At 64.1% G+C, this 26,360-nt stretch carries 26 protein-coding genes, 1 tRNA gene and 1 pseudogene; 6 read left to right on the top strand and 22 right to left on the bottom strand.

Annotation, left to right across the window (positions count from 1 at the left end; all coding sequences use genetic code 11):
• Window positions 1-228: 228 nt before the first annotated feature.
• From MJ956_RS09260 to MJ956_RS09275, 4 genes are read left to right on the top strand one after another with little or no spacing between them, the layout of a single operon-like run.
• Window positions 229-1,191 carry a Bug family tripartite tricarboxylate transporter substrate binding protein gene (locus MJ956_RS09260; RefSeq protein ID WP_253964190.1) on the top strand — a complete coding sequence of 321 codons (963 nt, stop codon included), beginning with the start codon at window positions 229-231 and terminating at the stop codon, window positions 1,189-1,191.
• Window positions 1,192-1,247: 56 nt separating this feature from the next.
• Entirely contained in the window at window positions 1,248-1,748 is a 501-nt protein-coding gene (locus tag MJ956_RS09265) for a tripartite tricarboxylate transporter TctB family protein (RefSeq protein WP_253964191.1), read from the top strand.
• Window positions 1,749-1,766: 18 nt separating this feature from the next.
• Window positions 1,767-3,275: a tripartite tricarboxylate transporter permease gene (locus MJ956_RS09270; protein ID WP_253964192.1), complete on the top strand. Its 1,509-nt coding sequence runs from the start codon at window positions 1,767-1,769 to the stop codon at window positions 3,273-3,275.
• 33 nt (window positions 3,276-3,308) lie between these two features.
• The gene (locus MJ956_RS09275; protein WP_253964193.1) at window positions 3,309-4,904 is read left to right on the top strand and encodes a gamma-glutamyltransferase family protein; all 1,596 of its coding nucleotides are present in this window, start codon (window positions 3,309-3,311) and stop codon (window positions 4,902-4,904) included.
• Window positions 4,905-5,330: 426 nt separating this feature from the next.
• Here the strand turns inward: MJ956_RS09275 and MJ956_RS09280 are convergent.
• The 7 genes and pseudogenes from MJ956_RS09280 to MJ956_RS09310 all read right to left on the bottom strand — a co-directional run bounded on the left by MJ956_RS09280 (window position 5,331) and on the right by MJ956_RS09310 (window position 10,655).
• Window positions 5,331-5,407 (bottom strand) — tRNA-Pro (locus MJ956_RS09280).
• 130 nt (window positions 5,408-5,537) lie between these two features.
• Window positions 5,538-6,769: pseudogene (locus MJ956_RS09285) on the bottom strand (TRAP transporter large permease).
• A 9-nt stretch (window positions 6,770-6,778) separates the two neighbouring features.
• A complete protein-coding gene (locus MJ956_RS09290) occupies window positions 6,779-7,312 on the bottom strand; it encodes a TRAP transporter small permease (RefSeq protein ID WP_253964194.1) in 534 nt (177 codons plus the stop codon).
• An 81-nt stretch (window positions 7,313-7,393) separates the two neighbouring features.
• Window positions 7,394-8,236, bottom strand: coding sequence for a TRAP transporter substrate-binding protein (locus MJ956_RS09295; RefSeq protein ID WP_253964195.1), 843 nt, complete (start codon window positions 8,234-8,236; stop codon window positions 7,394-7,396).
• A 301-nt stretch (window positions 8,237-8,537) separates the two neighbouring features.
• Complete coding sequence (locus MJ956_RS09300; protein ID WP_253964196.1) at window positions 8,538-8,948, bottom strand: Fur family transcriptional regulator; 411 nt, start codon at window positions 8,946-8,948, stop codon at window positions 8,538-8,540.
• Window positions 8,945-9,772 (bottom strand): metal ABC transporter permease, encoded by an 828-nt coding sequence (locus tag MJ956_RS09305; RefSeq protein ID WP_253964197.1) that lies wholly within the window; start codon window positions 9,770-9,772, stop codon window positions 8,945-8,947. The genes MJ956_RS09300 and MJ956_RS09305 overlap by 4 nt, the downstream gene beginning before the upstream one ends.
• Entirely contained in the window at window positions 9,762-10,655 is an 894-nt protein-coding gene (locus MJ956_RS09310) for an ATP-binding cassette domain-containing protein (protein ID WP_253964198.1), read from the bottom strand. Before MJ956_RS09310 ends, MJ956_RS09305 begins: the two co-directional genes overlap by 11 nt.
• Window positions 10,656-10,793: 138 nt before the next feature.
• Between MJ956_RS09310 and MJ956_RS09315 the strand changes: the two genes are divergently transcribed.
• The gene (locus tag MJ956_RS09315; RefSeq protein ID WP_253964199.1) at window positions 10,794-11,744 is read left to right on the top strand and encodes a zinc ABC transporter substrate-binding protein; all 951 of its coding nucleotides are present in this window, start codon (window positions 10,794-10,796) and stop codon (window positions 11,742-11,744) included.
• A gap of 39 nt (window positions 11,745-11,783) precedes the next feature.
• Here the strand turns inward: MJ956_RS09315 and MJ956_RS09320 are convergent, their stop codons facing one another.
• The 15 genes from MJ956_RS09320 to MJ956_RS09390 all read right to left on the bottom strand — a co-directional run bounded on the left by MJ956_RS09320 (window position 11,784) and on the right by MJ956_RS09390 (window position 24,597).
• Window positions 11,784-12,581, bottom strand: a complete 798-nt coding sequence (locus tag MJ956_RS09320; protein ID WP_253964200.1) for a crotonase/enoyl-CoA hydratase family protein — start codon at window positions 12,579-12,581, stop codon at window positions 11,784-11,786.
• Window positions 12,578-14,599 carry an acetyl-CoA carboxylase biotin carboxylase subunit gene (locus MJ956_RS09325; protein WP_253964201.1) on the bottom strand — a complete coding sequence of 674 codons (2,022 nt, stop codon included), beginning with the start codon at window positions 14,597-14,599 and terminating at the stop codon, window positions 12,578-12,580. Before MJ956_RS09325 ends, MJ956_RS09320 begins: the two co-directional genes overlap by 4 nt.
• A gap of 3 nt (window positions 14,600-14,602) precedes the next feature.
• Window positions 14,603-15,040, bottom strand: a complete 438-nt coding sequence (locus MJ956_RS09330; protein ID WP_253964202.1) for a type II toxin-antitoxin system VapC family toxin — start codon at window positions 15,038-15,040, stop codon at window positions 14,603-14,605.
• Window positions 15,037-15,282, bottom strand: a complete 246-nt coding sequence (locus MJ956_RS09335; protein WP_253964203.1) for a FitA-like ribbon-helix-helix domain-containing protein — start codon at window positions 15,280-15,282, stop codon at window positions 15,037-15,039. The genes MJ956_RS09330 and MJ956_RS09335 overlap by 4 nt, the downstream gene beginning before the upstream one ends.
• 109 nt (window positions 15,283-15,391) lie before the next feature.
• Window positions 15,392-15,841 carry a hypothetical protein gene (locus MJ956_RS09340; RefSeq protein WP_253964204.1) on the bottom strand — a complete coding sequence of 150 codons (450 nt, stop codon included), beginning with the start codon at window positions 15,839-15,841 and terminating at the stop codon, window positions 15,392-15,394.
• Between the two features lie 38 nt (window positions 15,842-15,879).
• Window positions 15,880-17,487 carry a carboxyl transferase domain-containing protein gene (locus MJ956_RS09345; RefSeq protein ID WP_253964205.1) on the bottom strand — a complete coding sequence of 536 codons (1,608 nt, stop codon included), beginning with the start codon at window positions 17,485-17,487 and terminating at the stop codon, window positions 15,880-15,882.
• Between the two features lie 65 nt (window positions 17,488-17,552).
• Complete coding sequence (locus MJ956_RS09350) at window positions 17,553-18,308, bottom strand: flavodoxin family protein (protein WP_253964206.1); 756 nt, start codon at window positions 18,306-18,308, stop codon at window positions 17,553-17,555.
• Between the two features lie 122 nt (window positions 18,309-18,430).
• On the bottom strand, window positions 18,431-18,811 hold the full coding sequence (locus MJ956_RS09355) for a type II toxin-antitoxin system VapC family toxin (RefSeq protein ID WP_253964207.1): 381 nt from the start codon (window positions 18,809-18,811) through the stop codon (window positions 18,431-18,433).
• The gene (locus MJ956_RS09360; RefSeq protein WP_253964208.1) at window positions 18,808-19,314 is read right to left on the bottom strand and encodes an AbrB/MazE/SpoVT family DNA-binding domain-containing protein; all 507 of its coding nucleotides are present in this window, start codon (window positions 19,312-19,314) and stop codon (window positions 18,808-18,810) included. Before MJ956_RS09360 ends, MJ956_RS09355 begins: the two co-directional genes overlap by 4 nt.
• Before the next feature lie 76 nt (window positions 19,315-19,390).
• Window positions 19,391-20,554 (bottom strand): isovaleryl-CoA dehydrogenase, encoded by a 1,164-nt coding sequence (locus MJ956_RS09365; RefSeq protein WP_253964209.1) that lies wholly within the window; start codon window positions 20,552-20,554, stop codon window positions 19,391-19,393.
• A gap of 285 nt (window positions 20,555-20,839) precedes the next feature.
• Window positions 20,840-21,907: an ATP-binding protein gene (locus MJ956_RS09370; RefSeq protein WP_253964210.1), complete on the bottom strand. Its 1,068-nt coding sequence runs from the start codon at window positions 21,905-21,907 to the stop codon at window positions 20,840-20,842.
• Between the two features lie 41 nt (window positions 21,908-21,948).
• Window positions 21,949-22,950 carry an ATP-binding protein gene (locus MJ956_RS09375; RefSeq protein ID WP_253964211.1) on the bottom strand — a complete coding sequence of 334 codons (1,002 nt, stop codon included), beginning with the start codon at window positions 22,948-22,950 and terminating at the stop codon, window positions 21,949-21,951.
• Window positions 22,947-23,336 carry an ATP-binding protein gene (locus MJ956_RS09380; protein WP_341482712.1) on the bottom strand — a complete coding sequence of 130 codons (390 nt, stop codon included), beginning with the start codon at window positions 23,334-23,336 and terminating at the stop codon, window positions 22,947-22,949. The genes MJ956_RS09375 and MJ956_RS09380 overlap by 4 nt, the downstream gene beginning before the upstream one ends.
• Before the next feature lie 31 nt (window positions 23,337-23,367).
• A complete protein-coding gene (locus MJ956_RS09385; protein WP_253964213.1) occupies window positions 23,368-23,730 on the bottom strand; it encodes an STAS domain-containing protein in 363 nt (120 codons plus the stop codon).
• Window positions 23,731-23,733: 3 nt separating this feature from the next.
• Window positions 23,734-24,597, bottom strand: a complete 864-nt coding sequence (locus MJ956_RS09390) for an STAS domain-containing protein (protein WP_253964214.1) — start codon at window positions 24,595-24,597, stop codon at window positions 23,734-23,736.
• A 362-nt stretch (window positions 24,598-24,959) separates the two neighbouring features.
• Here MJ956_RS09390 and MJ956_RS09395 point away from each other — a divergent pair, with 362 nt between their 5' ends.
• Window positions 24,960-26,324 carry a substrate-binding protein gene (locus MJ956_RS09395; RefSeq protein WP_253964215.1) on the top strand — a complete coding sequence of 455 codons (1,365 nt, stop codon included), beginning with the start codon at window positions 24,960-24,962 and terminating at the stop codon, window positions 26,322-26,324.
• The last annotated feature ends 36 nt before the right edge of the window (window positions 26,325-26,360 follow it).

A 26,360-nucleotide genomic window follows, 5' to 3' on the forward strand; every position in this document is an offset into this window, starting at 1 on the left:
AAAGCATAGCCGAGGTCAATCCGGACAGCTGGCAAGGCGAGACATCGAGAGCCTGGGGGCCCGCAGCATGGCTTGCCAATATCAGGTATACCACTTAGGCTTCCCGTCACCTGTAGCCGGGGGCGGCGATGACCATGCAGCCAGTCGCCCATCCCCACAGAGATCACTGGAGGTCGCCGACGCGCAAGGGTCGGCGGGCCTTCCGGAGAAAGAAAGTTAGAGACAATCATGCTGGTCAATCTGAAAAATCTGGTTATCGCGGGCGCCGTGTCGCTTTCGACGCTGACGGGTCTGGCCGCAGCCACCCAGGCTCAGGACTATCCCGAGCGGGCCGTCGAATTCATTGTGCCGTGGGGTCCGGGTGGCGGCAGCGACACCTTGATGCGCATCGTCGCCAACAATGCCGAGCCATTTCTCGGTCAGCCCCTGGCGGTGATCAACATGCCGGGCGTCGGTGGCACCGTCGGCCTGACCGAGGCAAGCAAGCGGGCGGCCGACGGCTATACGATCAGCCAGGTGCATGAAGGGCTGCCGGTCGCCAACAAGACCGGCCTGACGGATATCAACTGGGATACGTTCGACCCGATCGCGCTGATGACGTCGTCGCCGCAATATCTGGTGGTGCGGGCGGACAGCCCATGGAAGACGTTCGAGGACTTCGTGGCCTACGCCAAGGAAAACCCCGGCGAGATCAAGACCGGCGTCACGCTCGGCGGCGTCCCGCATCTGCATGCGGCGATGATCGAGGACGCGGCGGGCATCGAGCTGTCCTATGTCGGCTACGAGGGAACCGGCGAGCGCATCCGGGCTCTCGTCGGCGGCAATCTGGACGCGGCAATCGGCGACATCTCCTCGTCGTTGGAGTTCGTGAAGAACGGCGATCTGCGTTTCCTGGCCACCGGCGCCGCCGAGCGCCTGGACGCCACCCCCGACGTGCCGACGCTGAAGGAACTCGGCCATGACCTCGAACTGACCATCACCCGCGGCATCGTCATGCCCAAGGGAGCGCCGGAAGAGGCGCGGAACACCATGGAATCCGCGCTCGAGAAGCTGTCGCAGGACAAGGGTTACATCGAGCAGATCAACAATGCCGGCGCCGAGGTCGACTTTCGCGGCCAGGACGAATACCGGACCTATCTGGAAAAACTCGACGCGACCATCGATCGCCTGGTGGGCCGTCTCGCGGGATGATCGCTCCGGACAAGCAAATCTCTGACGGGGATGCCGCCTACGCGGCATCCCCGAAGGTGTCCAACGAAGAGATCGCCGGCGAAGTCGCCAAACTGGCTTCCTACGTCGTCTTTCTGATCGTGGCGGCAGGCCTTTATTTCGCCGCTACCGGCCTCCCGGTATCGCGATGGGAGCCGCTCGGCGCGGGCGCGTTCCCGAAGCTCGTCATGGGTTTGCTAGCCGCCTTGTGTGTGATCGCGATCGCGCTGTCGGCTCGACGTTTGTCGCGTTGGGGAAGGCCGCACGGCCTGGCCGCCCGCATCCGCGCCTTCATCGTGGCGCACCGGCTGGTGCTCCTCGTCTTCCTGGCTTTCGGCCTCTACCTCGCCGGCCTGCGGACGCTCGGCTTCTCGATCGCGACCTTCCTGTTCCTTCTCGTCGCGCAACTGATCGTGGCGCCGCGCGACCGTCGGACGATCGTGACCGCGCTGGTGATCGCCATCGTCTTCTCGTTTGGTCTGAACTGGCTGTTTGCCGAAGGCTTTACCGTTTTTCTGCCCCGCGGCCTGTTGGGTTGAGCGCGAGGAACTTCGTAGATGGACGATTTTCTGCTCGGGCTTGTCCAGGTACTGGCTCCCGACACTCTTCTTTACATGGCGTTTGGCTCGCTGGCGGGTATCATAGCGGCGGCGATCCCCGGTTTCACCGTCACCATGGCGATCGTCCTGACGCTGCCGTTGACCTTCACCATGCCGCCACTGCAGGGCATCTCCGTCATGCTCTCGGTCTATGTCGGTGGTTACACCGGCGGGCTCATCTCGGCGGCGCTGCTCGGCATTCCCGGTACGCCCTCGTCGGTCGCCACGACCTTCGACGCCTTTCCGATGGCGCGCAACGGGGAGCCCGGTCGCGCCCTCTCGCTCGGCATCTGGGCCTCGTTCTTCGGGACGATCGTCTCGACGCTCGTTCTGATCGTCGCCGCACCGCCGCTGGCGGTCATCGCCGTTCGCCTGGGGCCATGGGAATATTTCTCGCTGATCGTCTTCGCGCTGACGATCGTCGCCAGTCTGGTCGGCGCGTCGCTGCTGCGCGGACTGATCGCTGGCGTCATCGGTCTGGCGATAGCGGTGATCGGGCCAGACCCGATGATGGGGCGGCCGCGCTTCACCTTCGATATCGAGATGCTGGCGCCCGGCCTGCCGTTCCTCGTGGTGCTGATCGGGATCTTCGCAATCAGCCAGCTGATGAGCGAGCTTGAGAATCCGGCGGCGGTCAAGGAGGATGCCGCGTTGATCTCGGGCCGGATCGATTTCCATACATGGACGGTCATGAAGGAAGTCTTGGCGCGCCCGGGCAACCTCGTGAGATCCTCGCTTCTCGGCGTTTTCGTCGGCGCCGTTCCCGGGGCCGGCGGTTCGATCGCCAACCTGTTGACCTACGACCAGGCCAAGCGGGCATCGAAGACTCCGGAAAAATTCGGTACGGGAATCGCAGACGGCGTCGTTGCTTCGGAGGCCGGCAATTCCGCGACCTCCGGCGGCGGCCTGATCCCGCTGATCGCGCTCGGCATCCCCGGGTCGGCGGTAGACGCCATCTTGATGGGCTCGCTAATGGTGCATGGGATCAGTGTCGGTCCGCGTCTGATCATGGAACATGGCGACCTCGTCTACGGCATGTTCATTGCTATGGTGGTGGCGAGCCTGATGATGCTGATCATCTGCCTCACCACGATGCGCTTCTTCCTGCGTGTCACGGAAATTCCGAAATTTGTGATCGTTCCCGTGGTCACCGCCTTCTGTGTGGTCGGCGCGTTTGCGCTCAACAATCGCATCACCGATGTCTATCTGCTCGGCTTCGTCGGATTGCTGGGCTATGTCCTGAAGAAGCTGGACTACCCCTTGGCCCCGCTGGTGCTTGGCGTGATCCTCGGTCCGATCGCGGAAACCAATTTGCGCCGCGCCCTGATGAGCGACGCCGATTGGACGACCTTCTTCACCCGCCCGATCTCGGCCTTCCTTTTGATCGCGGCGGTTCTTTCGATTGCCTGGAGTGCTCGCGCTTACATGAAGGGCCGCAAGAGCATGCTGGCGCCGAGTCAGTCATGACGTCGGCAATATCACCGCGAGGAAACCTCACCCATGCATTATCGCCATGACGCGCTTTATGCGTCCCGCCGTTCGCCCATCTTCGCCCGCAATGTCGTCTCGACCTCGCAGCCTCTCGCCTCGCAAGCCGGGCTTTCGATGCTCGCCAAGGGCGGCAACGCCGTCGACGCGGCGATCGCGGCGGCGGCCGTGCTCGCCGTGGTCGAGCCGACCGGCAACGGACTGGGCAGCGACGCCTTCGCGATCCTGTGGGATGGCAAGGAACTGCATGGCCTCAACGCGTCCGGCCGCAGCCCGGCGGCGTGGACGCCGGATCGCTTCGCCGGTCACGACACGATGCCGCTGCGCGGTTGGGAAAGCGTCACTGTCCCCGGTGCCGTCTCCGCCTGGCGCGACCTGTCGGCGCGGTTCGGCAAACTGCCGTTCGAGGCACTGATCGAGCCGGCGATCGGCTATGCCGCGAACGGCTTCCTGGTTTCCCCGATCATCGCCGAGCTTTGGGCAAGGGGCGGCGAACTCCTTCACAAGCAGCCGGGCTTTGCCGAACATTTCATGCCCGGTGGACACACGCCCGTCGCCGGTACGCTCTTTCGCAGCGACGATCTGGCGTGCTCCCTACGGCTGATCGCCGAGACCAAGGGCGAGGCCTTCTATCGCGGCGAACTCGCGGCCCGCATCGCGTCATTCGCCAGGGAGCACGGCGGCGCCATGACCGAGGACGATCTCGCCTCGCACGAGAACGACTGGTGCGGAACGATCAAGCAGCGCTTCGGCGAGGTCGATCTGCACGAGATTCCGCCGAATGGTCAGGGCATCGCCGCGCTGATGGCGCTCGGCATTTTGAAGCACCTCGGCATCGAGCGTTTCGAACCCGACAGCGTCGAGGCTTTGCACTTGCAGATCGAGGCGATGAAGCTCGCCTTCCGCGACATGTGGGCGTTCGTTGCCGACCGGGAGCATATGCGCGTGGTCGAAGCGACGCATCTCCTGAATCAAGACTATCTCGGCGAGCGGGCAAAGCTGGTCGACCCCGCTCGGGCGCAGGATTTCAAGGCCGGCGCGCCGAAGCATGGCGGTACGGTCTATCTGTCGGCGGGTGACGAGAGCGGCATGATGGTCTCGTTCATCCAGTCGAATTATTCCGGCTTCGGCTCGGGCGTCGTCGTCCCCGGAACCGGGATCAGCCTGCAGAACCGCGGACATGGTTTCTCGTTGGCCAAGGGGCATCCGAACGAGGTGGCCGGCGGCAAGCGGCCGTTTCACACCATCATCCCCGGCTTCCTGATGAAGGACGGTCAGCCATTGATGAGCTTTGGCGTCATGGGCGGGCCGATTCAGGCGCAAGGGCATGTGCAGATGGTACTGCGCACCCAGCTCTGGGGGCAGGACCCGCAGACGGCGATCGATGCGCCGCGCTGGCGGGCGATGGAGAATCTCGAGGTGGCGATCGAGGCAGCGGCGGGCGACGCCGTGCTTTCGGCGCTGGAGGCGAAGGGCCACAAGGTCGTCCGCGACACCGGCGACGCCGTCGCGTTCGGCTTCGGCGGTGCCCAGATCGTCCATCGCATTGATGGCGGCTATGTCGCCGGCTCCGACCCACGCAAGGACGGCCAGGCGGTCGGCTACTAGTCGATTGAATCTTACATTCGATAACCGCGTGCGGCGGCCCCGAAACAAATGTCCAATTCGAGAAATCCACGAGAGTCGTGAAGTTACGAGTGGTTCTTTGATTTCGGCATTTGCCCGCCAGGATGCTCCAGACGGAATGCAAATGGCGAAATTGGCCCACCAGGCGCTTGATTCCCAAGATTCGAAGGTGCGGCAATCCGTCGATCGATACAGCGCGGCCGCATCTGCGTAAATCGGAAAAAACAGCTCCTCGACCCGGGGCGAGGCGCCATCGAGGCGTTCAGGAACCGGGAGTCCCAGTACCTTGGCTCCCAAGCTCGGATCAATCGACCGGTAATGAAACTCAGCAACCGGTTCGGCAACAGCTTGCCGCTCCTGTCTCCGATACAAGCTGTGCCCATATCTCCGGGCTGCACCGTGAGAGGCTGGTCGGAGTGGCAGGATTCGAACCTGCGACCCCCTCGTCCCGAACGAGGTGCGCTACCAGGCTGCGCTACACTCCGTGACCTGCGGCGCGGTATATAACGGGGCCGCCCTCGCGCCGCAAGCGATCATTGCGATTTCGTCGGCCCGATCGCCAGTTGACCTACCGAGCGCCAACGCATTACACGCCCCCGCCGAGATGCCCTGCCCTTACAACAGCGTCAGCAGCCCGACGGAGATCGCCGGCACGTAGCTGATCACCAGCAGGCAGGCGATGATAACGAGAACGAAGGGCAACAACCGCGGCACGATCTGCTCGAATGGAATGCCGGCGACCTGGCACGCGGCGAAAAGATTGACGCCGAAGGGCGGCGTGATCATGCCGAGCGCCAGATTGACCACCATGATCAGGCCGAAATGCACCGGATCGATGCCGAAGGAGATCGCCACGGGGGCGAGGATCGGCGCCAGCACGATGATCGCCGCGGAAGTCTCGATGAACATCCCCGCGACGAACAGGAACGCGTTGACCGCGAGCAGGAAATAGACCGGATCTTCCATCACGCTGCCCAGCCACTCGCCGATCGCGGCCGGCACACCGGCTCTCGTGATCAGGAAGGAGAACAGGCCGGCGGCGGCGATGACGAACAGGATGATCGTCGAGGAGATCACGGAACGGTGCAGCACCGGCAGAAGATCGCGCGGGCTGATCGTTCGGTAGACCACCATGCCGATGAACAGCGCGTAGAATACCGCGATGACCGAAGCCTCGGTCGGGGTGAAGATGCCGTCATAGATCCCGCCGATGATGACAATGGGCATCAGCAGGGCCAGGAACGCCGCCTTCAGCGATTGCCAGAACGGCAGGCGACCCTCGTGGTCGCGCTCGCCCCAGTTGTTCTTGCGGCAATAGACGTAGACGAAAAGGATGAGGGCAAGCCCGATGAGCAGACCGGGTCCGAGGCCGGCGATGAACAGATCGCCGATCGAGACCTCGGCGCTGACGCGAGTTCGGCCGAGGTTGCCTGCAGCGCCGCCGCGAATCCCGCCGGATAGCCGTGTCTGGTCATCGCAGGAATGATGATCGCTCCGATCGCGAAGGTCGTGGCGACGGAGGAGCCCGAGACCGCGGCGAAGATCATGCAGGTGAGGACGCAGGATGCGGCGAGCCCACCCCTGATGCCGCCGACCATCGTCTTGGCGAATTCGACGAGACGACCGGAAATGCCGGCGGCTTCCATCAGGTTGCCGGCGAGAATAAAGAACGGCACCGCCATCAGCGGAAAGGAATCCAGCGTCGTCATCAGCTTCTGCGCTACGACGAGCAGCGGCAGGCTGGTGAAGAAGGCGATGCCGCCGATCGAGGCGGCGGCGATCGCGATCGCGATCGGCAGGCCGAGCGCGAAGAAGCCGACGAGGGCGAGAAGCATGAAGCCGGACATCGATGCCTCTCAGACGTCGTGCGTGGCAGGACCCTGCCGGTGGACCAGATGGCCGGTCAGTTCCTCGGCGAGGCGGGCGAGCGTCGCGACGATCGACAGCGCCGCCCCGACCGGTATCGCCGCGTAGATGAAGCCGATGGATATCTTCTGGCCGAAGAAGGGATCGCTGACGCCCGCGATCGTCTGGCGCGCGGTGCGCTCGGTCATCGCCCAACCGTACCAGACCATGACACCGAGAACGCCGAGCGTGACGCCGGCGATGGCGATGGCAAGAAACTTGCGGGACGCCGGCGGCACGCGCGCGATCAACAGATCCACCGAGATCAGCGAACCGGCCCGCAAACACGCCACCAGGCCGAGATAGACCATCCAGATCATCAGCGAACGGGCTGTCACCTCGGACCAGGTCGACGGGCGCTCCAGGACGAAACGGGTGAGAACCTGCCAGAAGGTGATCACCGACATGAGCGCGAGAAGCGCCATGGCAGTCCCCAAGGAAAGGCGCAGGACCCAGCGATCGACGGCGCGCAGGACGGTCAGCATCGATGGCCCTTGTCGTTGGTTGTGTCGAAGACGGCGGGGCCGGACGTCGCCGCCCGGCCCTGCCGCGATTCTAGCGGGACATTACTTGCCGGTGTCGCGGATGGCGTCGAGCTTGTCCTGACCGAACTGCTCGGCATATTTCGCCATCAACGGCTCGAGCGCTTTTTCGAAAGCGGCGCGGTCGACATCCTCGGTCACCTCCATGCCCGCCTCCTTCAGCGTGGCGACGCCCGAATCGGCGTCGGAGCGAACCTTCTCGCGCATCGCGGCGGCGCCGGCCCTGGCGGCTTGGCGAAACGCCTCCTTCTCCTCGTCGCTCAAGCCGTCCCAGGCGGAGGGAGACATCAGGATCAGGGCGGGCGAATAGACGTGGTTGGTCAGCGAAAGGTGCTTTTGAACCTCGGCGAACTTGGCCGAAAGGATCACGCCGATCGGGTTTTCCTGGCCGTCGACCGTACCCTGCTGGAGCGCGGTGAACAGCTCCGGAAAGGCCATCGGCGTCGGCAGCACGCCGAGCTCGGAGAAGGCCTCCATATGCACCTGGTTCTCCATGGTGCGGATCTTCAGGCCCTTGGCGTCTTCGGGCGTCGCCACCGCTTGCTTGGAATTGGTCAGGTTGCGGAAGCCGTTCTCGCCCCAGGCGAGCGCGATCAGGCCGTTGTCGGGGAACTTGTCCAGCAATTCCTGGCCGATCGGCCCGTCGAGCACGGCGTGGGCGTGGTCGTAGTCGCGGAACAGGAACGGAATGTCGGTGATCAATGTCTCCGGCACGAAGTTGCCGACAGGACCAGTCGAAGTGATGACCAGGTCGACCGTGCCCAGCTGGGCGCCCTCGACCATCTCGCGCTCGCCGCCGAGGGCATTCGCCGGGAATTGCTTGACGGTGAATTTGCCGTCGGTGAGTTTTTCGAGTTCCTCGGCCATCGCCGTGGCGCCAACGCCCTAATGCGAGGTTTCGGACAAAGAATAGCCGAGCTTCAGCTCGACGGCATCGGCTGTCGATGCCGTCCAGACGGCGACAAGCGCGGCGAGTCCGGCGGCGGTTAGCGTTCTGATCGTCATGATTCCTCCGGTCGGCGACGACATTCGCCGACAAGGGCTCCTCCCTGTGCCACGCGGTCGCCTGATGGCGCGGATTTGCGGGAAAATCCCCTACCCTGTCAAGGCAATGCGCCGAGGCCTTCGCTGCGCTGCCTGAACACCCACGAGTCTTGGTGGAAGGCGGTCAAACGACGGCGGCTCGCGCGCAATCGGAGCATAGTCCGTTGATCTCGATCGACGTGCGGCGCGGGCAAAACCCCTCGGCTTTCGCCCAACCGCGCAGTCGTTCCTCGACTACGGCATCGGAAAACTCCCAGACACGGGCGCATTGCTCGCATATCCCGAAGGCGATCGTGGCGCTCTCGTGATGATCGTGGGGATGGGCACAGGGCACGAACGCCTTCAAGCTGTCGAGGCGATGCACGACGCCGCGATCGAGCAGCGTGTCGAGGGCGCGGTAAACCTGCAGCGGCGCGCGGAAGCCCTCGTCGCGGAGCCGATCGAGGATCGTATAAGCGCTGAGCGGCTCTTCCGCCGCCTTCAGCGCGTCCAGGACCAGGGTCTGATTCCGGGTCAGTTTCGGCGCGGCGGTCATGGCGTCGTCTTTCCGGCGGATTCGAACGACCGTCCGGCAAACGCCGGCACCGGCAGCAGGCTGGCGAGGAAGAGGACGAGCGCGGCGACGACGATCGACGGGCCGGACGGCGTGTCGAAATTCAGCGAGGCGAAGAGGCCGCCGGTCGAGGCGACCGCGCCGACGAAGGCGGCGAGAAGCGCCATCATCTCGGGTGTCGAAGCGAAGCGCCGCGCGGTCGCCGCCGGGATGATCAACAGCGCGGTGATCAGGAGGATGCCGACGATCTTCATGGCGATGGCGATGACCACCGCCATCAGCAGCATGAAGAGAAATCGCGAGCGTTCCGGCCGAAGCCCTTCGGCTTCGGCGAGCTCGGCGCTGACGGTGGCCGCTAGCAGCGAACGCCAAAGCAGCGCCAGACCGGCGAGGACGACGACGCCGCCACCGAAGATCGCGAGAAGGTCGACGCGGGAGACCGCCAGAATATCGCCGAACAGGAAGCCCATCAGGTCGATCCGCATCCAGGTCATGAAGGCGATGATGACCAGACCGAGAGCCAGGGTCGAATGGGACAGAATGCCGAGCAGCGCGTCGGTCGACAGCGCGCCACGCCGCTCGAGCAGCACAAGGGCGACGGCGACCAAAGCGGCGACCGCGAAGACGCCGAGCATCAGATCGATTTCGAAGGCCGTCGACAGCGCCACGCCGAGCAGCGCCGAATGGGCCATGGTATCGCCGAAATAGGCCATGCGCCGCCAAACGACGAAGCAGCCGAGCGGGCCGGCGACCAGCGCGATGCCGATGCCGGCGAGAACGGCGCGGACGAAGAAATCATCGAACATCGGCCGCCTCCCGATCCTTCGGACGATGGGATGCGGGTCCGTCATGGTCATGGCCCTGATCGTGAGCATGATCGTGACCGTCGCCGCCTTTCGGAAGGCTGCATTCGTCGCCGATCGTGCCGTCGGCGAAACGCACCCGCCCATCCGGCAGATGGGTGTGATCGTGATGGTGCGAATAGATTGCCAGCGTTTCGGAGGCGCGCGGGCCGAACATGCGCTGGTAGGCGGGCGAATTGGCGACCGATTGCGGCGACCCCTCGCAGCAGACATGGCCGTTGAGACAGATCACCGTGTCGGTCTTGGCCATCACCACATGCAGATCGTGCGAGATCAGCAGCACCGCGCATCCCTCGGCGTCGCGGATGTCGGAGATCAGGTCATAGAGCGCGATCTCGCCCGTGAAATCGACCCCCTGGACCGGCTCGTCCAGGACAAGCAGATCGGGCTTGCGGATCATCGCGCGGGCGAGCAACGCCCGCTGGAACTCGCCGCCGGACAGGCGATGCACCTCGGCCTTGGCAAGATGGGCGATGCCGACGCGATGCAGCGCCTCGGCGACCGCCGCGCGCGAAGCCCGTACGGTCAGCGTCATCAGCCGCTCGACGCTGAGCGGCAGCGTCCAGTCGATGCTCAGCTTCTGCGGCACGTAGCCGACCGTCAGCCGGTTCGCCCTACGGACCGTGCCCTCGTCGGGCTTCAAGATGCCGATCGCGGTCTTGGCGGTCGTCGATTTGCCGGAGCCATTCGGGCCGATCAGCGTGACGATCTCGCCCCGGCGCAGCGCCAGGTCGACGCCGCGCACCATCCAGCCGCCGGAGCGGCGCACACCGACGCCGCGCATTGCGACGAGGGTCGAGTCGTCAAAAGAGGAACGAGTGGTCATTCGATGCCCGAAAACGATGGCTTGCGGAGACTTATGCCAAACGTTATAGCATTACACAACCGGTACGTAATGACATAACATATCAACGCTGGCGCCCGAGCGCGCGCCGAAATGTGTATCGTCCAGAAAGATCCCGCCATGCCGCTGCTTCGCCCGCTTTTTCTCGCCGCTGCCCTCTCCCTCCTTGTGCCCACCGTCCAGGCGCGCGACTCCGGCTCCGCGTCCGCCGTGGTCGCCTCGATCAAACCGATCCATTCGCTGGTCGCCGGCGTCATGGAGGGCGTCGGCGAGCCGGCGCTGATCGTCGAGGGCGCCGGCTCACCGCACACCTATCGGATGAAGCCGTCGGAGGCCGAGGCGCTCCAATCCGCCGATATCGTCTTCTGGGCCGGCGCCTATCTGGAGACGTTTCTGGTCAAGCCGCTCGCAACGCTCGGGGCGCAAGCGAAAAGCGTCGAGCTGGTCGATGCGCCGGGCGTCGACAAATTATCGTTGCGAGAGGGCGGGCCGTTCGAGGCCGACGCACACGAGGACGAAAGCGCCAGCGAGGCGGCGCACGAAGACGAGCAGTTCGACACGCATGTCTGGCTCGACCCGGTGAACGCCAAGGCGATGGTCGGCGCGATCGAGACGGCGCTCACCTCCGCCGACCCTGCCCATGCCGAGATCTACGCGGCCAATGCCGACAAGCTCGAGGCGCGACTGGACGGGCTGATCGCGGAGGTCGAGGCCGATCTCGCCGGCGTGAGGGGCAGACCCTTCATCGTCTTTCACGATGCCTATCAGTATTTCGAGCGCCGCTTCGCCATACCGGCCGCTGGCTCGATCACCGTCAGCCCGGAGACGCCCCCGGGCGCGCGGCGGGTCGCCGCGCTTCAGGCCAAGGTGAAGGCGGTCGGCGCGACCTGCGTCTTCGCCGAGCCGCAATTCGAGCCGGCGCTGGTCGACGTGATCATCGAGGGCACCGATGCAAAGGCGGGTGTGCTCGATCCGGAAGGCGCCGCCCTGAAGGATGGTCCGGAGCTCTATTTCGAGCTGATCGGTAACCTCGCGGCCTCGCTGAAAGACTGTCTTTCGTCGGAAAATTGAGGCGGAACGCCGCAGCGTTCCGTCCGCCGCCGGGCAACGTCAAACCTCGTCCCCCGTCGTAGCAAAGGCCGCCAAGCGCTTGTCGAAAAAGGCGCCGACGCCCTCAGGGGCATCGGCCGTCTCCCAAATATCGGCGAGGCGGCGAGCGGTCGCGGCGATCGTCGCCTCATCGATGACCGGACCGAGCGAACGGGCGAGTGCTTTTGCCCCCGCGACTGCGGTCGGCGAACAGGCGAGATAGGGCGCAATCTCGGCCTCGATGGCCGCGTCGAGATCGTCCGCCGGCAGTGCCTGGGCGAGAAGGCCGAGCGATACCGCTTCATCGGCGTCGAATAGCCGCGCCGACATGAACACCCGCCGGGCCCGCCCCTCGCCCATCCGGGCCAGCACGTAAGGCGAGATAGTCGCCGGAATCAGGCCGAGCTTCGTCTCCGTGAAGGCGAACCGCACTCCGTCGCTCGCGATCGCAACGTCGCAGACCGCGATCAAGCCAAGACCGCCGCCGAAGGCCTGGCCCTGGACGCGGCCGATCAACGGCTTCGGCATCTCGTTGAGGGCTTTGAGCATCCGCGCCAGCGCGGTCGCCTCAATGATTCGCTCTTCGCGGCTGGCGGCGAACTGCGCTCTCATCCAATTCAGGTCCGCCCCCGCGCAGAAGCTCTTGCCCTCGCCGGTGAGGACGACGACGCGCACGGCGGGGTTGGCGCCAAGCTTATCGGCCGCCTTCGCCAGTTCGGCGATCATCGCGGCATTCATGGCGTTGTGCTTGTCCAGCCGCGCCAGCGTCAGCGTCGCCACGCCGCGCGCGTCGGTCTCGACGCGGATCGTTTCGGTCACTCGCCCGCTCCTTCGGCCGCTTGTCCCTCCGGCTCCAGCGCCAGCAAGAGCGCGCCGTCCTCGACCTGATCGCCGGGCGAAACCAGAAGCTCGGCAATCGTGCCGTCGCGTGGGCTCTTCAGCGTGTGCTCCATTTTCATGGCTTCCAGAACGATCAGCGCCTCGCCCTTCGTCACCGCGCCGCCGGCTTTGGCGGAAACCAGCTTGACCAGGCCCGGCATCGGCGCGGCGATACTGTCGCCGCCCGCGCCCTCCTCGGCATGGGCACTGGCGCTCCAGCGGGCGAAGCGATGCGCCGCACCGTTAGCGAACACTGTGACGGCCTCCGGCTCCCGGGCCAGCGTCACCTCGAAAATGCGGCCATCGAGCGACGGGCGCACAGCGTCGCCCTCCACTGCCACGAGATCAAGGTTCAGGGTGGTCTCTCCGGCATCCACGGCGAAACGGCCGTCGCCGCGATCGGCAACCGCCACGTCACGGCGCCCGCCCTCCCCGTTCTCGAACCGCGCCATCTGGCGGGCAACGCCCCAATTGCGAAAGCCGCGTAAACGCGCCCAGGGATCGTCACCGGCCGTAATAACGACAGGCTCCGCGAGATGACCGAGCTGCGCCAACGCGGCGATCGCAACGATTTCCGGCGGGGCCGGCGCGATTGCCGTCAGCGCCTCCTGGTCACGGCCGATCAGGCCGGTGTCGACATCGCCGCCGGCGAACCCCTCATGCGCCGCGAGCCGGCCGAGAAACGCGACATTGGTGACCGAGCCGGCGATGCGGGTTTCGGCCAAAGCCCTGCGCAACAGCCCGAGCGCGCTCGCCCGATCCGGGCCGTGGACGATCAGCTTGGCGATCATCGGGTCGTAATGCGGCGTGATCCGGTCGCCCGCACAAACGCCGGTGTCGATCCGAACCCCCTCGCCCGCCGGAAAGCTGAGATGGGTCAGCGTACCGGTCGCCGGCAGGAAGCCGCGCCCCGCGTCCTCGGCATAGATTCGCGCCTCGAAGGCATGACCGGAGAACGCCAGATCGTCTTGGTTGAACGGTAACGCCTCGCCGGCCGCGACGCGCAATTGCAGCTCGACAAGATCGAGGCCGGTTATGGCCTCGGTGACCGGATGCTCGACCTGCAGCCGCGTGTTCATCTCCATGAACCAGAAGCGGTCGGGCCTGAGACCGTCGGAGGCGTCGACGATGAACTCGATCGTGCCCGCGCCCGCATAACCGATCGCCTTGGCGGCTCTGACCGCCGCCTCCCCCATCGCGGCGCGCATTTCGGGCGTCATGCCTGGCGCCGGCGCTTCCTCGATCACCTTCTGGTGGCGGCGCTGCAAGGAACAGTCGCGCTCGAAGAGATGCACCGCATTGCCGTGGCTGTCGCCGAACACCTGAATCTCGATATGTCGCGGCTTTTCGACATATTTCTCGATCAGGCAGTGCGGGTCGCCGAAAGACGCGTCCCCCTCGCGCCGGGCGCCTTCGAGGGCAGCGCGGAATTCCCCCGGATCGTCGACGCGGCGCATGCCCTTGCCGCCACCGCCGGCCCGGGCCTTGATCAGCACCGGATAGCCGATTTGCTCGGCCTCGCCGGCGAGGAAATCGGGATTCTGCTCCTCGCCGTGATAGCCTGGAACCACCGGCACGCCGGCGTCGTGCATCAGCTTCTTGGCGGCGTCCTTGAGGCCCATCGCCCGGATCGCCGAAGCCGACGGGCCGACGAAGATCAGCCCCGCCACTTCGACCGCCGCAACGAAATCCGGATTCTCGGACAGGAAGCCGTAGCCGGGGTGGATCGCCTCCGCGCCGGTCCGCCTGGCCGCCGCGATGATGCGCTCACCCTTGAGGTAGCTCTCGCCGACCGGCGCCGGGCCGATATGCACCGCCTCGTCGGCCATTTCGACATGCAGCGCGTTGCGGTCGGCGTCGGAAAACACCGCGACGGTGCGGATGCCGAGCCGTTTTGCGGTGCGGGTGACCCGGCAGGCGATCTCGCCGCGATTGGCGATCAGGAGGTTGGTGAACATGGTCTACTCCTGTCCGAACTCGAGATCGTCGAAGGCTATCCGCCGCATGATGCCCGGCATACGCACCCGCCTGTCGGAACTGAGGAAAACCGTGCACTCAGCATCGATGGCACAGGCGATATGGATCGCGTCCGGCAATTTCGCGTCCGTCGCCGCCCGCACTTGCGCGGCCTTGATCATGACGCCACGGGACAGCGGAACAAGCGGCAAGGTCCGGCGACCATTCAAAAAATCGAGGAGCGTGGAAATCGCCGCCGTGTCCAGGTCGCGAAACGGCTTCACGAGACATTCCGAAAGCGCCATCTCGCTGGACGTCGCGAAGACCCGCCCCGCGTCGACACTCGCCAGAAAAGAATGCTGCGCGGCGTTCAGAGTTTGCCCGCATTCGACGATGGCAATGACGGTATTGGCATCGAGGTAATATCGCTCCTCGGCTGTCACCCCCTGTCTTCCCATTCGTCGCGCAGTGCCCGGATATCCGCGACGATCTCCTCGACAGTCCGGTTGCTCGGAGCCGATCCCGCGAGCGAAAGAAGCGAACGCCGTTCCAGGTTCGGCTCGCGCGCGGATTTTTCGAGAAGTTCCCGGATCTCCGCCTCCGTCGAACGCTTGTTCGCCTTCGCGCGGGCCTTCAGGGTCTCAAGGACGTCGTCGTCCAGCTTTCGCACCGTGATCTGTGCCATCGCGACCTCCAAGTATGCTATCAGAATGATATCATACTTGCCGTTCCTACGAAATGCGGAAGGCTTCATATCCTCATCAGCCAGAACCACGTCGTCTCAATCGCAATCGTCAGCGTCGGACGGGTTTTTCGCATCCGTCGGCAACCTTGAAATTTGTGGCGAAGTATCGGCCGGATTTAGCAATGCCCAACTGAACGGACGGCTTTTCCCTGATCACGATCCGGGCTTCGGAAATTTGCGGCGAACCCTCGACAGCGTTGAACAGGCTGATTGCCGGCAGCATGTACTCCTTGCAGATTTCCGACAGTGGAGAATAGATCTCGTCGTCGAGCGGCTCATTCAGGTTGACGTCGAAGTTGCGGCCACTGTCAAGAACGATCTCCAGACTTACGACAGGCTTGTCGCCAGATGTAATTCGAGACTTCGTCTGAAGAGCGATGATTTTCGCGGAAAGCTCGTCTAGAGGCCCGGTAATATCGCTCGCCAGGGATGGCGAGGCTGCATAGAGAGCGCCAAAAATGCCCAAAACAGTTGCGACTCTCGATTTTCCGGTACCCACGACGATCCCTCCCGCTCTCATCCCGACTATGCCATGTCTCACATCCGAAACAACCCGAACCGCGTGTTCTCGATCGGCGCGTTGAGCCCGGCGGCCAGCGACAGCGCCAAAATATCGCGGGTCCTGGCGGGGTTGACGATGCCGTCATCCCACAGCCGGGCGGAGGCGTAGAGAGGATGGCTCTGGCGCTCGAACATCGCGATGGTCGGGCGCTTGAACTCGGCTTCCTCCTCGGCCGACCACTCGCCGCCGCGGCGCTCGATGCCGTCGCGGGTGACGCTCGCCAGCACCCCGGCCGCCTGTTCGCCGCCCATCACCGCGATGCGGCTGTTCGGCCAGGTCCACAGGAAGCGGGGCGAATAGGCCCGCCCGCACATGCCGTAGTTGCCGGCGCCATAGGAGCCGCCGATCAGCATGGTTATCTTCGGAACGGCCGTGGTCGCGACGGCGGTGACGAGCTTCGCCCCGTGCTTGGCGATGCCGCCCGCCTCATATTGCCGACCCACCATGAAGCCGGTGATGTTCTGCAGGAACACCAGCGGGATCTTGCGCTGCGAGCAGAGCTCGACGAAATGCGCGCCCTTCACCGCGCTTTCGGAAAACAAGACGCCGTTGTTGGCGATGATGCCGACCGGCATGCCGCGGATATGGGCGAAGCCGCAGACCAGCGTCGGGCCGTAGCGGGCCTTGAACTCGTGGAACCGCGATCCGTCGACGATGCGGGCGATCACCTCGCGCACGTCATAGGGCGTCCTGGCGTCGGCCGGCACGATCCCGAGGATTTCCTCCGGGTCGTAGGCCGGCTCTTCCGGGGGCTGGAACTCCACCGCCGGCCGCTTGTCCCGGTTGAGATGGGCGACGGCGTGGCGAGCCAGCGCCAGCGCGTGCAGATCGTCCTTGGCCAGATGGTCGGCGACGCCCGACAGCCGCGTGTGGACGTCGCCGCCGCCCAGATCCTCCGCGCTGCCATCCTCGCCCGTCGCGGCTTTGACCAGTGGCGGGCCGGCGAGGAAGATCGTACCTTGTTTGGCGACGATGATGGTCTCGTCGCTCATCGCCGGCACATAGGCCCCGCCGGCGGTGCAGGAGCCCATCACGACGGCGATCTGGGCGATGCCCTTGGCCGACATCTGTGCCTGATTAAAAAAGATGCGGCCGAAGTGATCCCGGTCGGGAAATACCTCGTCCTGGTTCGGCAGATTGGCACCGCCGGAATCCACCAGATAGACGCAGGGCAGATGGTTCTCTTCGGCGATTTCCTGGGCGCGCAGATGCTTCTTCACGGTCAGCGGAAAATAGGTGCCGCCCTTCACAGTGGCGTCGTTGGCCAGCACCATCACCTCGCGGCCCGAGACCCGGCCGATGCCGGCGATCATGCCCGCCGCCGGCACCGCGTCGTCATACATCCCGTTCGCCGCAAACAGTCCGATTTCGAGAAACGGCGAGCCCGGATCGAGCAGCCCCTCGACGCGATCGCGGGGTAAAAGCTTGCCGCGAGCGAGGTGCCGTTCGCGGGCCTTCTCGCCGCCGCCGGCCATCGCGGCCTCGGCGGCTTCCTCGACCGCCTTCAACTGCCGCGTCATCACCTTGCGGTTTTCGGAAAAGCTTTCGGAGCGCGGCGAGATGGCGGAGGTCAGGACGGACATGGAAAGCTCGTTGGCTACGGGTGACGCGGTCGTCCCGGACCATAGCCATAGACGCCCTCGCCTCGCTACCGATAGTCCGGGTTGGGATGATCGAACCGGCAGCCGGCCTCCCAGGCATCGCGGTCGTTGCCATGTCGGGGAATGCCGCCCGCGTCCTTCAGAATCCGCGCCATGTGCATCAGATTCCAGGTCATGATGGTGGCGTTGCGCTGGGTGAAATCATTGTCGTAGCCCGCCGGCTTTCCGTCGACCTCGTCGCCATAGCTCGGCCCCGGCCCGGCCTCGCCGATCCAGCCGCTATCGGCCTGGGGCGGAATCGTGTAGCCGAGATGGCCGAGCGCATAGAGGCAGGTCATGGCGACATGCTTGATGCCGTCCTCGTTGCCGGTGACGACGCAGCCGCCGGTCTTGCCGTAGAAGAAGCTCTGACCCTTGTCGTTCTTCAATCCGCTCATGCCGTAAAGCCGCTCGATCACCAGCCGGCAGGCCGAACTTTCCTCGCCGAGCCAGATCGGCGTGCCGAGGATCAGGATGTCCGCCTCCTTGACGGTTTTCCAAAGCTCAGGCCAGGCATCGGTCTTCGCGCCATGCTCCCTCATGTCTGGCATGACGCCATAGGCGATAGGATGGTCGACCGGGCGGAACTGGCTGACTGCTATGCCGTTGCGCTCCATGATCTCGCGCGGAACCGACAGGAGATCGTCCGTATGGGATCGTTCGGGGCTGGGCTTCAGCGTGCAATTGACGATCACCGCCTTGAGATCGCTGAAGTCGCAATCATGCCCCTTGCAGAGCGCTTCCTGAGGGTCGTTGAGCGGCATGGACTTTCCTTGGTTCGCGTGCCCAGAAACGGGCGTTGGAAGCAGCCAAAATCCGCGTTCGATCTCCCCCACCCGGCCGGCGCCCAAATGATGGGTCACCACCGCGCGGCTTGCGGCAACGGTTATCGAATGACCTCGATTTCGATGCCAAGGTCAAGCTCGGCCCATATTCTATCGGCGGTTATGACTTGTGCCTTTTCCCGTATCGCCAAAGCCAGACAAGCCCGATCACCGAGCGATAGGCCATATCTACGGGTGGGTGATCGAAGATCGCCGGCCAGCCGTGCCTGATCTGCATCGAAGGCGATCGCGGAGAGATTCAGGCCGGCAAACATCAAGTTCGCCGCCTCTCCGGCCATCCCATGGTCGATCAGCTTGGACAACACTTCCACGACATTGACGCTCGATATCATTCCTTCCCGGATAAATTCGCCAATCCTGTCGCTGTCCGGCTCACTCCACAGATAGGCCAGGACGGCCGAGCTATCGAGAACAACCGTCACGATTTGGGCACATGTTGAAGCGTCTCGGCCTCGTCCCGCAGAGCCTCCGCGCGCCTTTCCGCGATCAACTCATCGACGGGCGACCCGCCGCCAAAGCTGTTCTCGGCGATCATTCTTCGAACCTTATCGATCGCCGCCATGGGTGAGGTCAGCCGCAACTCTCCATCCTCGTCGACCCTGACGATGAGCTTACCGCCCTCGCCGAGCTTCATAAGGCGCCGGAATGTCTCGGGGATCACGATCCGGCCTTCCGCGTCGACCGACACACGCGTGAAGGCGTCCGCCTCCGGATGCATCGTGAACGCTTTCCGATCCGGAGTTGCCATCTTCGGGCTTTCCGCACGCGGTCTCTCGAGGGTGTTGCGGACGTGCTGATAGCGGATACCGAGGAAGCGGGCGATATCAGCCCGCTGGAAACCTCGCTCGTCCAGCGCGCGGATCTTCGCGGCCTTGGTTGGAAGACCGTTGGTGATCGTTCTCATGGTATCTTGATCCGCGTTCATGAAGCCCTCCGTCGAAAACTGCCAACCATAAACAACCTACCTATATAGGTAACTTTAGATAGGTATCTATATCTCGTCAATCCGTCTCCCGGAACAACTCGCGACCGATCAGCATCCGCCGGATTTCGCTGGTGCCGGCACCAATCTCGTAGAGTTTGGCGTCACGCAGCAGCCGACCGGTCGAATACTCGTTGATATAGCCATTGCCGCCGAGCGCCTGAATCGCCTCCAGCGCCATCTGCGTCGCCTTCTCGGCAGCATAGAGGATGCAGCCGGCGGCGTCCTTGCGGCTGGTCTCGCCGCGGTCGCAGGCCGCCGCCACCGCGTAGACATAAGCCCGGCAGGCGTTCATCGTCACATACATGTCGGCGAGCTTGCCCTGCATCAGCTGGAACTCGCCGATCGGCTGGCCGAACTGCTTGCGCTCGTGGACATAGGGGACGACCACGTCCATGCAGGCGGCCATGATGCCGAGCGGGCCGGCCGACAGCACCACCCTCTCGTAGTCGAGACCACTCATCAGCACCCTGGCGCCGCCGCCCTCCTCGCCAAGGATGTTCTCGTAGGGCACCTCGCAATCCTCGAAGACGAGCTCGCAGGTGTTGGAGCCGCGCATGCCCAGCTTGTCGAGCTTCTGCGCGGTCGAGAACCCGGCCATCTCCTTCTCGATCAGGAAGGCGGTGATGCCGCGCGGCCCGGCGTCCGGCTCGGTCTTGGCGTAGACGATCAGCGTCGAGGCGTCCGGCCCATTGGTGATCCACATCTTGGTGCCGTTGAGAACGAAGCGGTCGTTGCGCTTGTCGGCTCTGAGCTTCATGCCGACGACGTCCGATCCGGCGCCGCTCTCCGACATCGCCAATGAGCCGACATGCTCACCGGAGACCAGTTTCGGCAGATATTTTCGCTTCTGCTCCTCGGTGCCGTTGCGGCGGATCTGGTTGACGCAGAGATTGGAATGAGCGCCGTAAGACAGACCAACCGAGGCCGAGGCGCGGGAAATCTCCTCGATCGCGACGCAATGGGCCAGATAGCCCATGGCCGAGCCGCCATACTCTTCCTCGACCGTCACGCCGAGCAGGCCGAGCGCGCCCAGTTCCTTCCAGAGTTCGTTAGGGAATTCGTTGCTCCGATCGATTTCGGCGGCGCGCGGCGCGATCGTCTCCTGCGCGAAGCGGTGCACCATGTCGCGCAGCGCGTCGATCTCCTCGCCGAGCGCGAAGTTCATTCCCTTGTCGAACATATCTGCTCCTTAAAATGCCGCCGGAGCCAATCTGGCGACATCGGGGAAGACCGGCAACATTATTTCCTGACAGGGCCCCGCAAAGCGTCGCCGACTGCGCGCAAAAGGCGCGTCCGACCACAGAGGCGTATTGAAAGACCGGAGAAACCTGGTGAGCAAAGGCTGCGGTCGCGATCGTTGTCGGCGCGAGGCTCGGCTCGCGCATCTGTTGAAGATGCGGATTGAAATGGGATCCTGACGCAAGCAGGATGCGGGTATCGCCCAGAAGGCCGTCAAGCTTCTGCTTTACCGGTCGTTGGGAATGGTCAGCAGGACCGAAAGCCCCTTTGCCCCCTCGACATCGAGGCTGCCGTTCACCTTGCGGACGCAACCTTCGACGATCCGCCAGCCCAGCGACCTCGAATTGCGCAGAACCGCTTCCGGATTTTCCAACCCGGGCCCGTCATCGCTGACCCGCAGACAGATGTTGCCGCCGTCCTCATAGGCATCGATTTTCACGTGACCGTTCTCCCCGCCATGCTTCGCGGCGTTGGTCACCAACTCGTTCACGACAAGGGCAATCTCGGTGGCCATTTCGAATCCGACGGGAAACGCTTCGGCGCGGCAAGCGATCGTAAAACCCTTGGAGCCGAACGCCGAAGACAGTCTCTCGGTGAGACTGTCCAGATGTTGGCGGAGGTCGACCTGAGTGACGTCTTCCGCCTGATGCAGAAAATTATGGGCGTTGGCAAAGGCCTGGATGCGATTCGTCAAGATCCCGAGCGCTTCCTGGGTCTCCTCCGATTTGGCCTGGCGTGCCTGCATCAGCGCCAGCGACTGGATGATCGCCAGATTGTTTTTCGTCCTGTGATGGATCTCGCGCAGCAGAAATTGCTGTTCGGCCAAGGAATCGCGCAACGCTCGGTTCTGTTCCGCCAGTTCCTCGATCGGTGACCCTTGCGCCGCGTCGATGAGAGCGGCGGCGGCGCTTTTCGCGAGTTCGTCGGTGTCGCGGCTGCCGGCCACATGAAGGCCAAGCGTGACCAGCGTCCCGCCGGAACCGGTCTTCAGATCGAAGTAGTCGACCAGCTTTTGCGAGCCACTCAGACCCAGACCGAGCCCGGTGTGTGCCTGATGCCGAGCCCGCAGCATCGTCTCCACGGCCGCGATGCCGGGCCCCTTGTCCTGCACCCGGGCCATCAGCCGGGTCCGCTCTTTCGGACGGTCGAAGGCGAATTCCGCGACACCCCCGCCCCCATACTGGAGAGCGTTGCGGGCTATCTCGGAAACTGCGGTTGCGAACCGGATCTGGTCGCGCGTCGCGGCACCGGCGACCTGGGCCGCGAGGCGAGCCGTTCGGCGTGTATGCGTCACGTCCGAATCCCGCTCCACGCGAATGGAGGTGACGACGGCCTTCACGAGCGCGCTCGCGCAACGACAACGCCGCAATCGTCGGTTCCCCGCCGCCGGCGCTTGTAGATCGTCGCGGCGATTGTCATCGGGTCGCGAAAGAACAGGGAGGATGGCTCCGGCGCCCGTTCGCCGCCCCGCAATCCGTCGGTTGACAAGATCAATAACGCCCCGTTCGGCCAGTCATGCTCCGTGACGCGCGGCGCTTTGGCCGTAGAGCCGACGATGCCCGGCGTCGAGGGAATGCCGTAATGCTTCGCGTCGGGAGCCATGATCTCGCCTCGGACGTTTCCGAGCCCCATCGCCCGCAGTTTGCCGGCTTCGTGCGGCAGTTCGACGAGCAGAGCCGCCGCCCCGCGGCCGCCGCGCAGTGCCTCGGCGATGCTCCCTTCCATCTCTTCCAGCGAGGCAGCTTCCAATTCGGCGAAGGCGGCGACAGCCTTCTCGGCTTCGCTCGCCGCGGCTGGACCATGACCGAGCACGTCCATCAGCATGATCAGCGTAGTGTTGGTCCCGCAGCGGGAACCGAACGCATCGCCGCCCTGATCAAAGCCCGGCTTGGGTACGATCAGGCCCGCCGTCTCCAATGCCGCGTCCCGCTCCTGGCCGATCGCACCGATGGTGATCGCGACAGTCGTACCCCTCGGATCGGTATGGATGTCGAAGGAATCCGACAAGCGTACAATCGCTCCGAGACCGCCGCCGATCCCCCGGTCGCCTGGTTCCGCGGTCGTATACCCGTCAGCCATCGCAGCTTCGACGTCGGCGATTCCCGGTCCCTCGTCGACGGCGATGACATCCACCGCCGTCGCATCCCCGGCTCCCCGCAAGATCAGAAGAATCTCGCCACCTCGGGCATGGCGAACCAGATTGGTTCCGGCTTCGGTGATCACCAATGCCAGCCGTTCGCGGTCGTCCACCGACAAGCCGAGCATTTCCGCCGCGTGCAGGGCTTTTCTGCGGGCGGCGCCGACCTGACTGAGTTCCGTGACGGGTAGTGAGATCATCTGGCGGCACACTCCATAATGACAGTCGTCCCGCTTTCGCGGGACGATTCGACCTCGAGCCGGTCGAGCGGGCGGCGGGCGCCGCTCAGGCCGAGACCAAGCCCGTTGCCGGTCGTGAAACCGTCAGTGAGAGCCTGCTTGATGTCGTCGATGCCCGGGCCTCGGTCCGAGCATGTAGCAACGACGTGACGGAACGAGCCGTTCCCGACGGTGGCAAATGAAATCACCCCTCCACCGCCGTAGATGATTGCATTGCGGGCGATCTCGGAGACCGCGGTGACGAATTTCGTCCGCTTGATCGCGCTGGCGCCGATCGAGGTCATCGCCTTCATCGCGGCCTGGCGCGCGAAAGCCACATCGGTGGCTCGGGCGAGCCTGACGGTCACAACTTCCTCGCTCAAGGATCGGCCCAATGCTCTATGAGTTGAGGATCAGGTTGACCGCCCTGTCCGCATTCAATGCGGTTTCGACGCCTTCCAGCGTCATGCCGAGCTCGACGAGGGTCATCGCCACGGCCGGACGCATACCGACGACGATCGTGCGCGCATTCATCATACGCGCCATCTGCGCCATGGCCCCCAGCATCCGCCCGGCGAAAGTGTCGACGATCTCGAGGCTGGAGATGTCGATGACCACCCCCAATGCCTTATGGCGCGCGACCTCCTCCACGAGTTGATCCTGGAGGGCGACGACGCCTTGATCATCAAGATCGTCCCGGATCGCAACCACCACGCATCCGGTGATCGTGACGATGGGGGTGGTGCCGAAGGAAGATTCCACCCCTTAACTCTCCTTCACGGAAACACTGATCCGCTCGAAGGCATAGGCGAGGCCGCTCTGCAGATCGACGCGGGTCGTGATGTTGGGAAGTTCCACCCCGAGATTGACGATCGTCTGGGCGATCTTCGGGCTGATTCCGCAAATCACGCACTCCGCCCCCATCAGACGCACCGCAGCCGCCGTCTTCAAGAGGTGCTGGGCGACCAGCGTGTCAACCGTCGAAACGCCGGTGATGTCGATGATCGCGACTTCCGCCTCCCACTGCACGATGGAGTCGAGGAGGTTCTCCATGACCGCCTGGGCGCGAAACGAGTCCAGAGTTCCGATCAGCGGGACCGTGACGATCCGATCCCAGATCTTGACGACCGGCGCCGAGACCTCGGTCATCTCCGCCTGCTGGCGCTCGATCACCGCCTCGCGTTTTTCCACCAGATATTCGATGCCCTGCAGCACGATCTGATCGATGACGCGGGTGGTGTTCCAGATCTCAGTGTTAAACGCCTGCGGGTCTTCGTTCAAAATCGGTTGCAGCAGATCGAAGAGAGGCTGCTTGAGCGAGGCAATGAACCAGCCCATTTCCTTCGGGGAAACGCCGCGCTGCGTGCGGCTTTCCGTAGCCGCCGCCAGTGTCTCGCGGAATTGATCCCAAGCCGGCTTGTCGAGATCGAAGCTCTCGTCGACAGCGGCGTTTTCCATCGCTCCCGCAAGGGCATTCAGAAGTTCCCGGCTCTGCTGCTCGGTCTCCCGGGCGGAGACGAGATCTGTCCGTTTCACACCCTCACGCGCCTGGGCTTTCAGCCACCCGCTCAGGACCTTTTCGAAATCCGTTCGCAGCAACGCCGCCGTCGGAGATGTTTCGACTGCCATATCATGCCCTTATTATTCTGTCCCGGTCCGTCTATCGCCCGGCGCCGCGCCGCGTGCAATCCAGTTTTTCCGCATTTGGTCAGAACGCCGGGATTGGCAATAGCCTCCCATTCCTCAATGCGGCTCAGTATCGCCGTCGACGCGCAAGCGCCCCGGCCCTCACCCGACGGACCCGCGATCACCGCCGCGGCATGTTGCAACGCAGTATAACCCTTACGATTTCCCGGTCATCCGAAAGTACTATTGGCGAAGCACTGGTCATCATGGACGATGGGATTCGTTCACGCTGTTTGTCGGAGTACAGCGACCTTTTCGCTCGACTGCCGACTTCTGCTGGGATCCAATAATTCGGGAGGTCACCAATGGCATTTTTCAAGGACGGATGGACCCGTCGGCAGTTGCTCACGACGAGCGTCGGCGTTGGCGCCGGTCTCGCCATGCCGCACGTCTTCACACGTGGCGCCTGGGCGCAGGACCAGGTGTTTTGCAACGCGCCGAAAGGCGACACCGTCACGCTCGGTTTCAACGTGCCGCAGTCCGGCCCCTATGCCGACGAGGGCGCCGACGAGTTGCGGGCCTACGAACTGGCCGTCAAGCACTTAAACGGCGAAGGCGATGGTGGTCTGATCCCGCTGCTCAAGCCGTCGAATCTCAAAGGAAACGGTATTCTCGGCAAGAAGGTCGCTTTCGTCACCGGCGACACCCAGACGAAGTCGGATGCGGCGCGGGCCTCGGCCAAGCGGATGATCGAGGCCGACGGCGCGATCATGATCACCGGCGGCTCGTCATCGGGCGTCGCCATCGCGGTGCAGTCGCTCTGCCAGGAGATGGGCGTCATCTTCATGGCGGGCCTCACCCACTCCAACGACACCACCGGCAAGGACAAGCGCCGCTACGGCTTCCGCCATTTCTTCAACGCCTACATGTCGGGACAGGCGCTCGGACCGGTGCTGGCCGATGAATACGGCAAGGATCGCGTCGCCTACCACCTGACGGCCGATTACACCTGGGGCTGGACCCAGGAAGAATCGATCAAGAACGCCACCGAGGCGCTCGGCTGGAAGACGGCCGAGGCTGTTCGCACGCCGCTCGGGGCCGGCGATTTCTCGCAGTATCTGACGCCTGTCCTCAATTCCGGCGCCGATGTCCTGATCCTCAACCACTATGGCGGCGACATGGTCAATTCGCTGCGTCAGGCCGTCACCCAGTTCGACATGAAGAGCAAACAGGTCAACGGCAAGGATTTCCAGATCGTCGTGCCGTTGTTCTCGGAGTTGATGGCGCAGGGCGCCGGCGAGGCGGTGAAGGGTATTCTCGGCACCGCCAACTGGGACTGGAAGCTCGACAACGAGGCTTCCAAAGCCTTTTCCAAGTCGTTCGGCGAAGCCTATGGCCGGCCACCCTCGCAGGCTGCCCAGACTTGCTACGCGCAGACGTTGCTTTATGCCAACGCGGCCGAGACCGCCGGCACCTTCTATCCGCCGGAATTGATCAAGGCGCTCGAGGATTTCGAGTTCGACGGCCTCGGCAACGGGCCGACCCTGTATCGCGGCGCCGATCACCAGTGCTTCAAGGACGTCCTGGTGGTGCGCGGCAAGCAGGAGCCGACCAACCAGTTCGATCTCATGGAGATCGTCAAGGTGGTCCCGCGCGACGAGGTGACCTACGATCCGGAGATCTTCGGTGGCGAGCTTGGTCCCTCGGAGGTGAAGGGTTGCGCAGCCTGACGCACGGCTGACATGATAAGGCCGCCGACCGAAAAG

The organism is Aurantimonas marianensis, from assembly GCF_024195285.1.
In the GTDB taxonomy this organism is placed as follows: domain Bacteria; phylum Pseudomonadota; class Alphaproteobacteria; order Rhizobiales; family Rhizobiaceae; genus Aurantimonas; species Aurantimonas marianensis.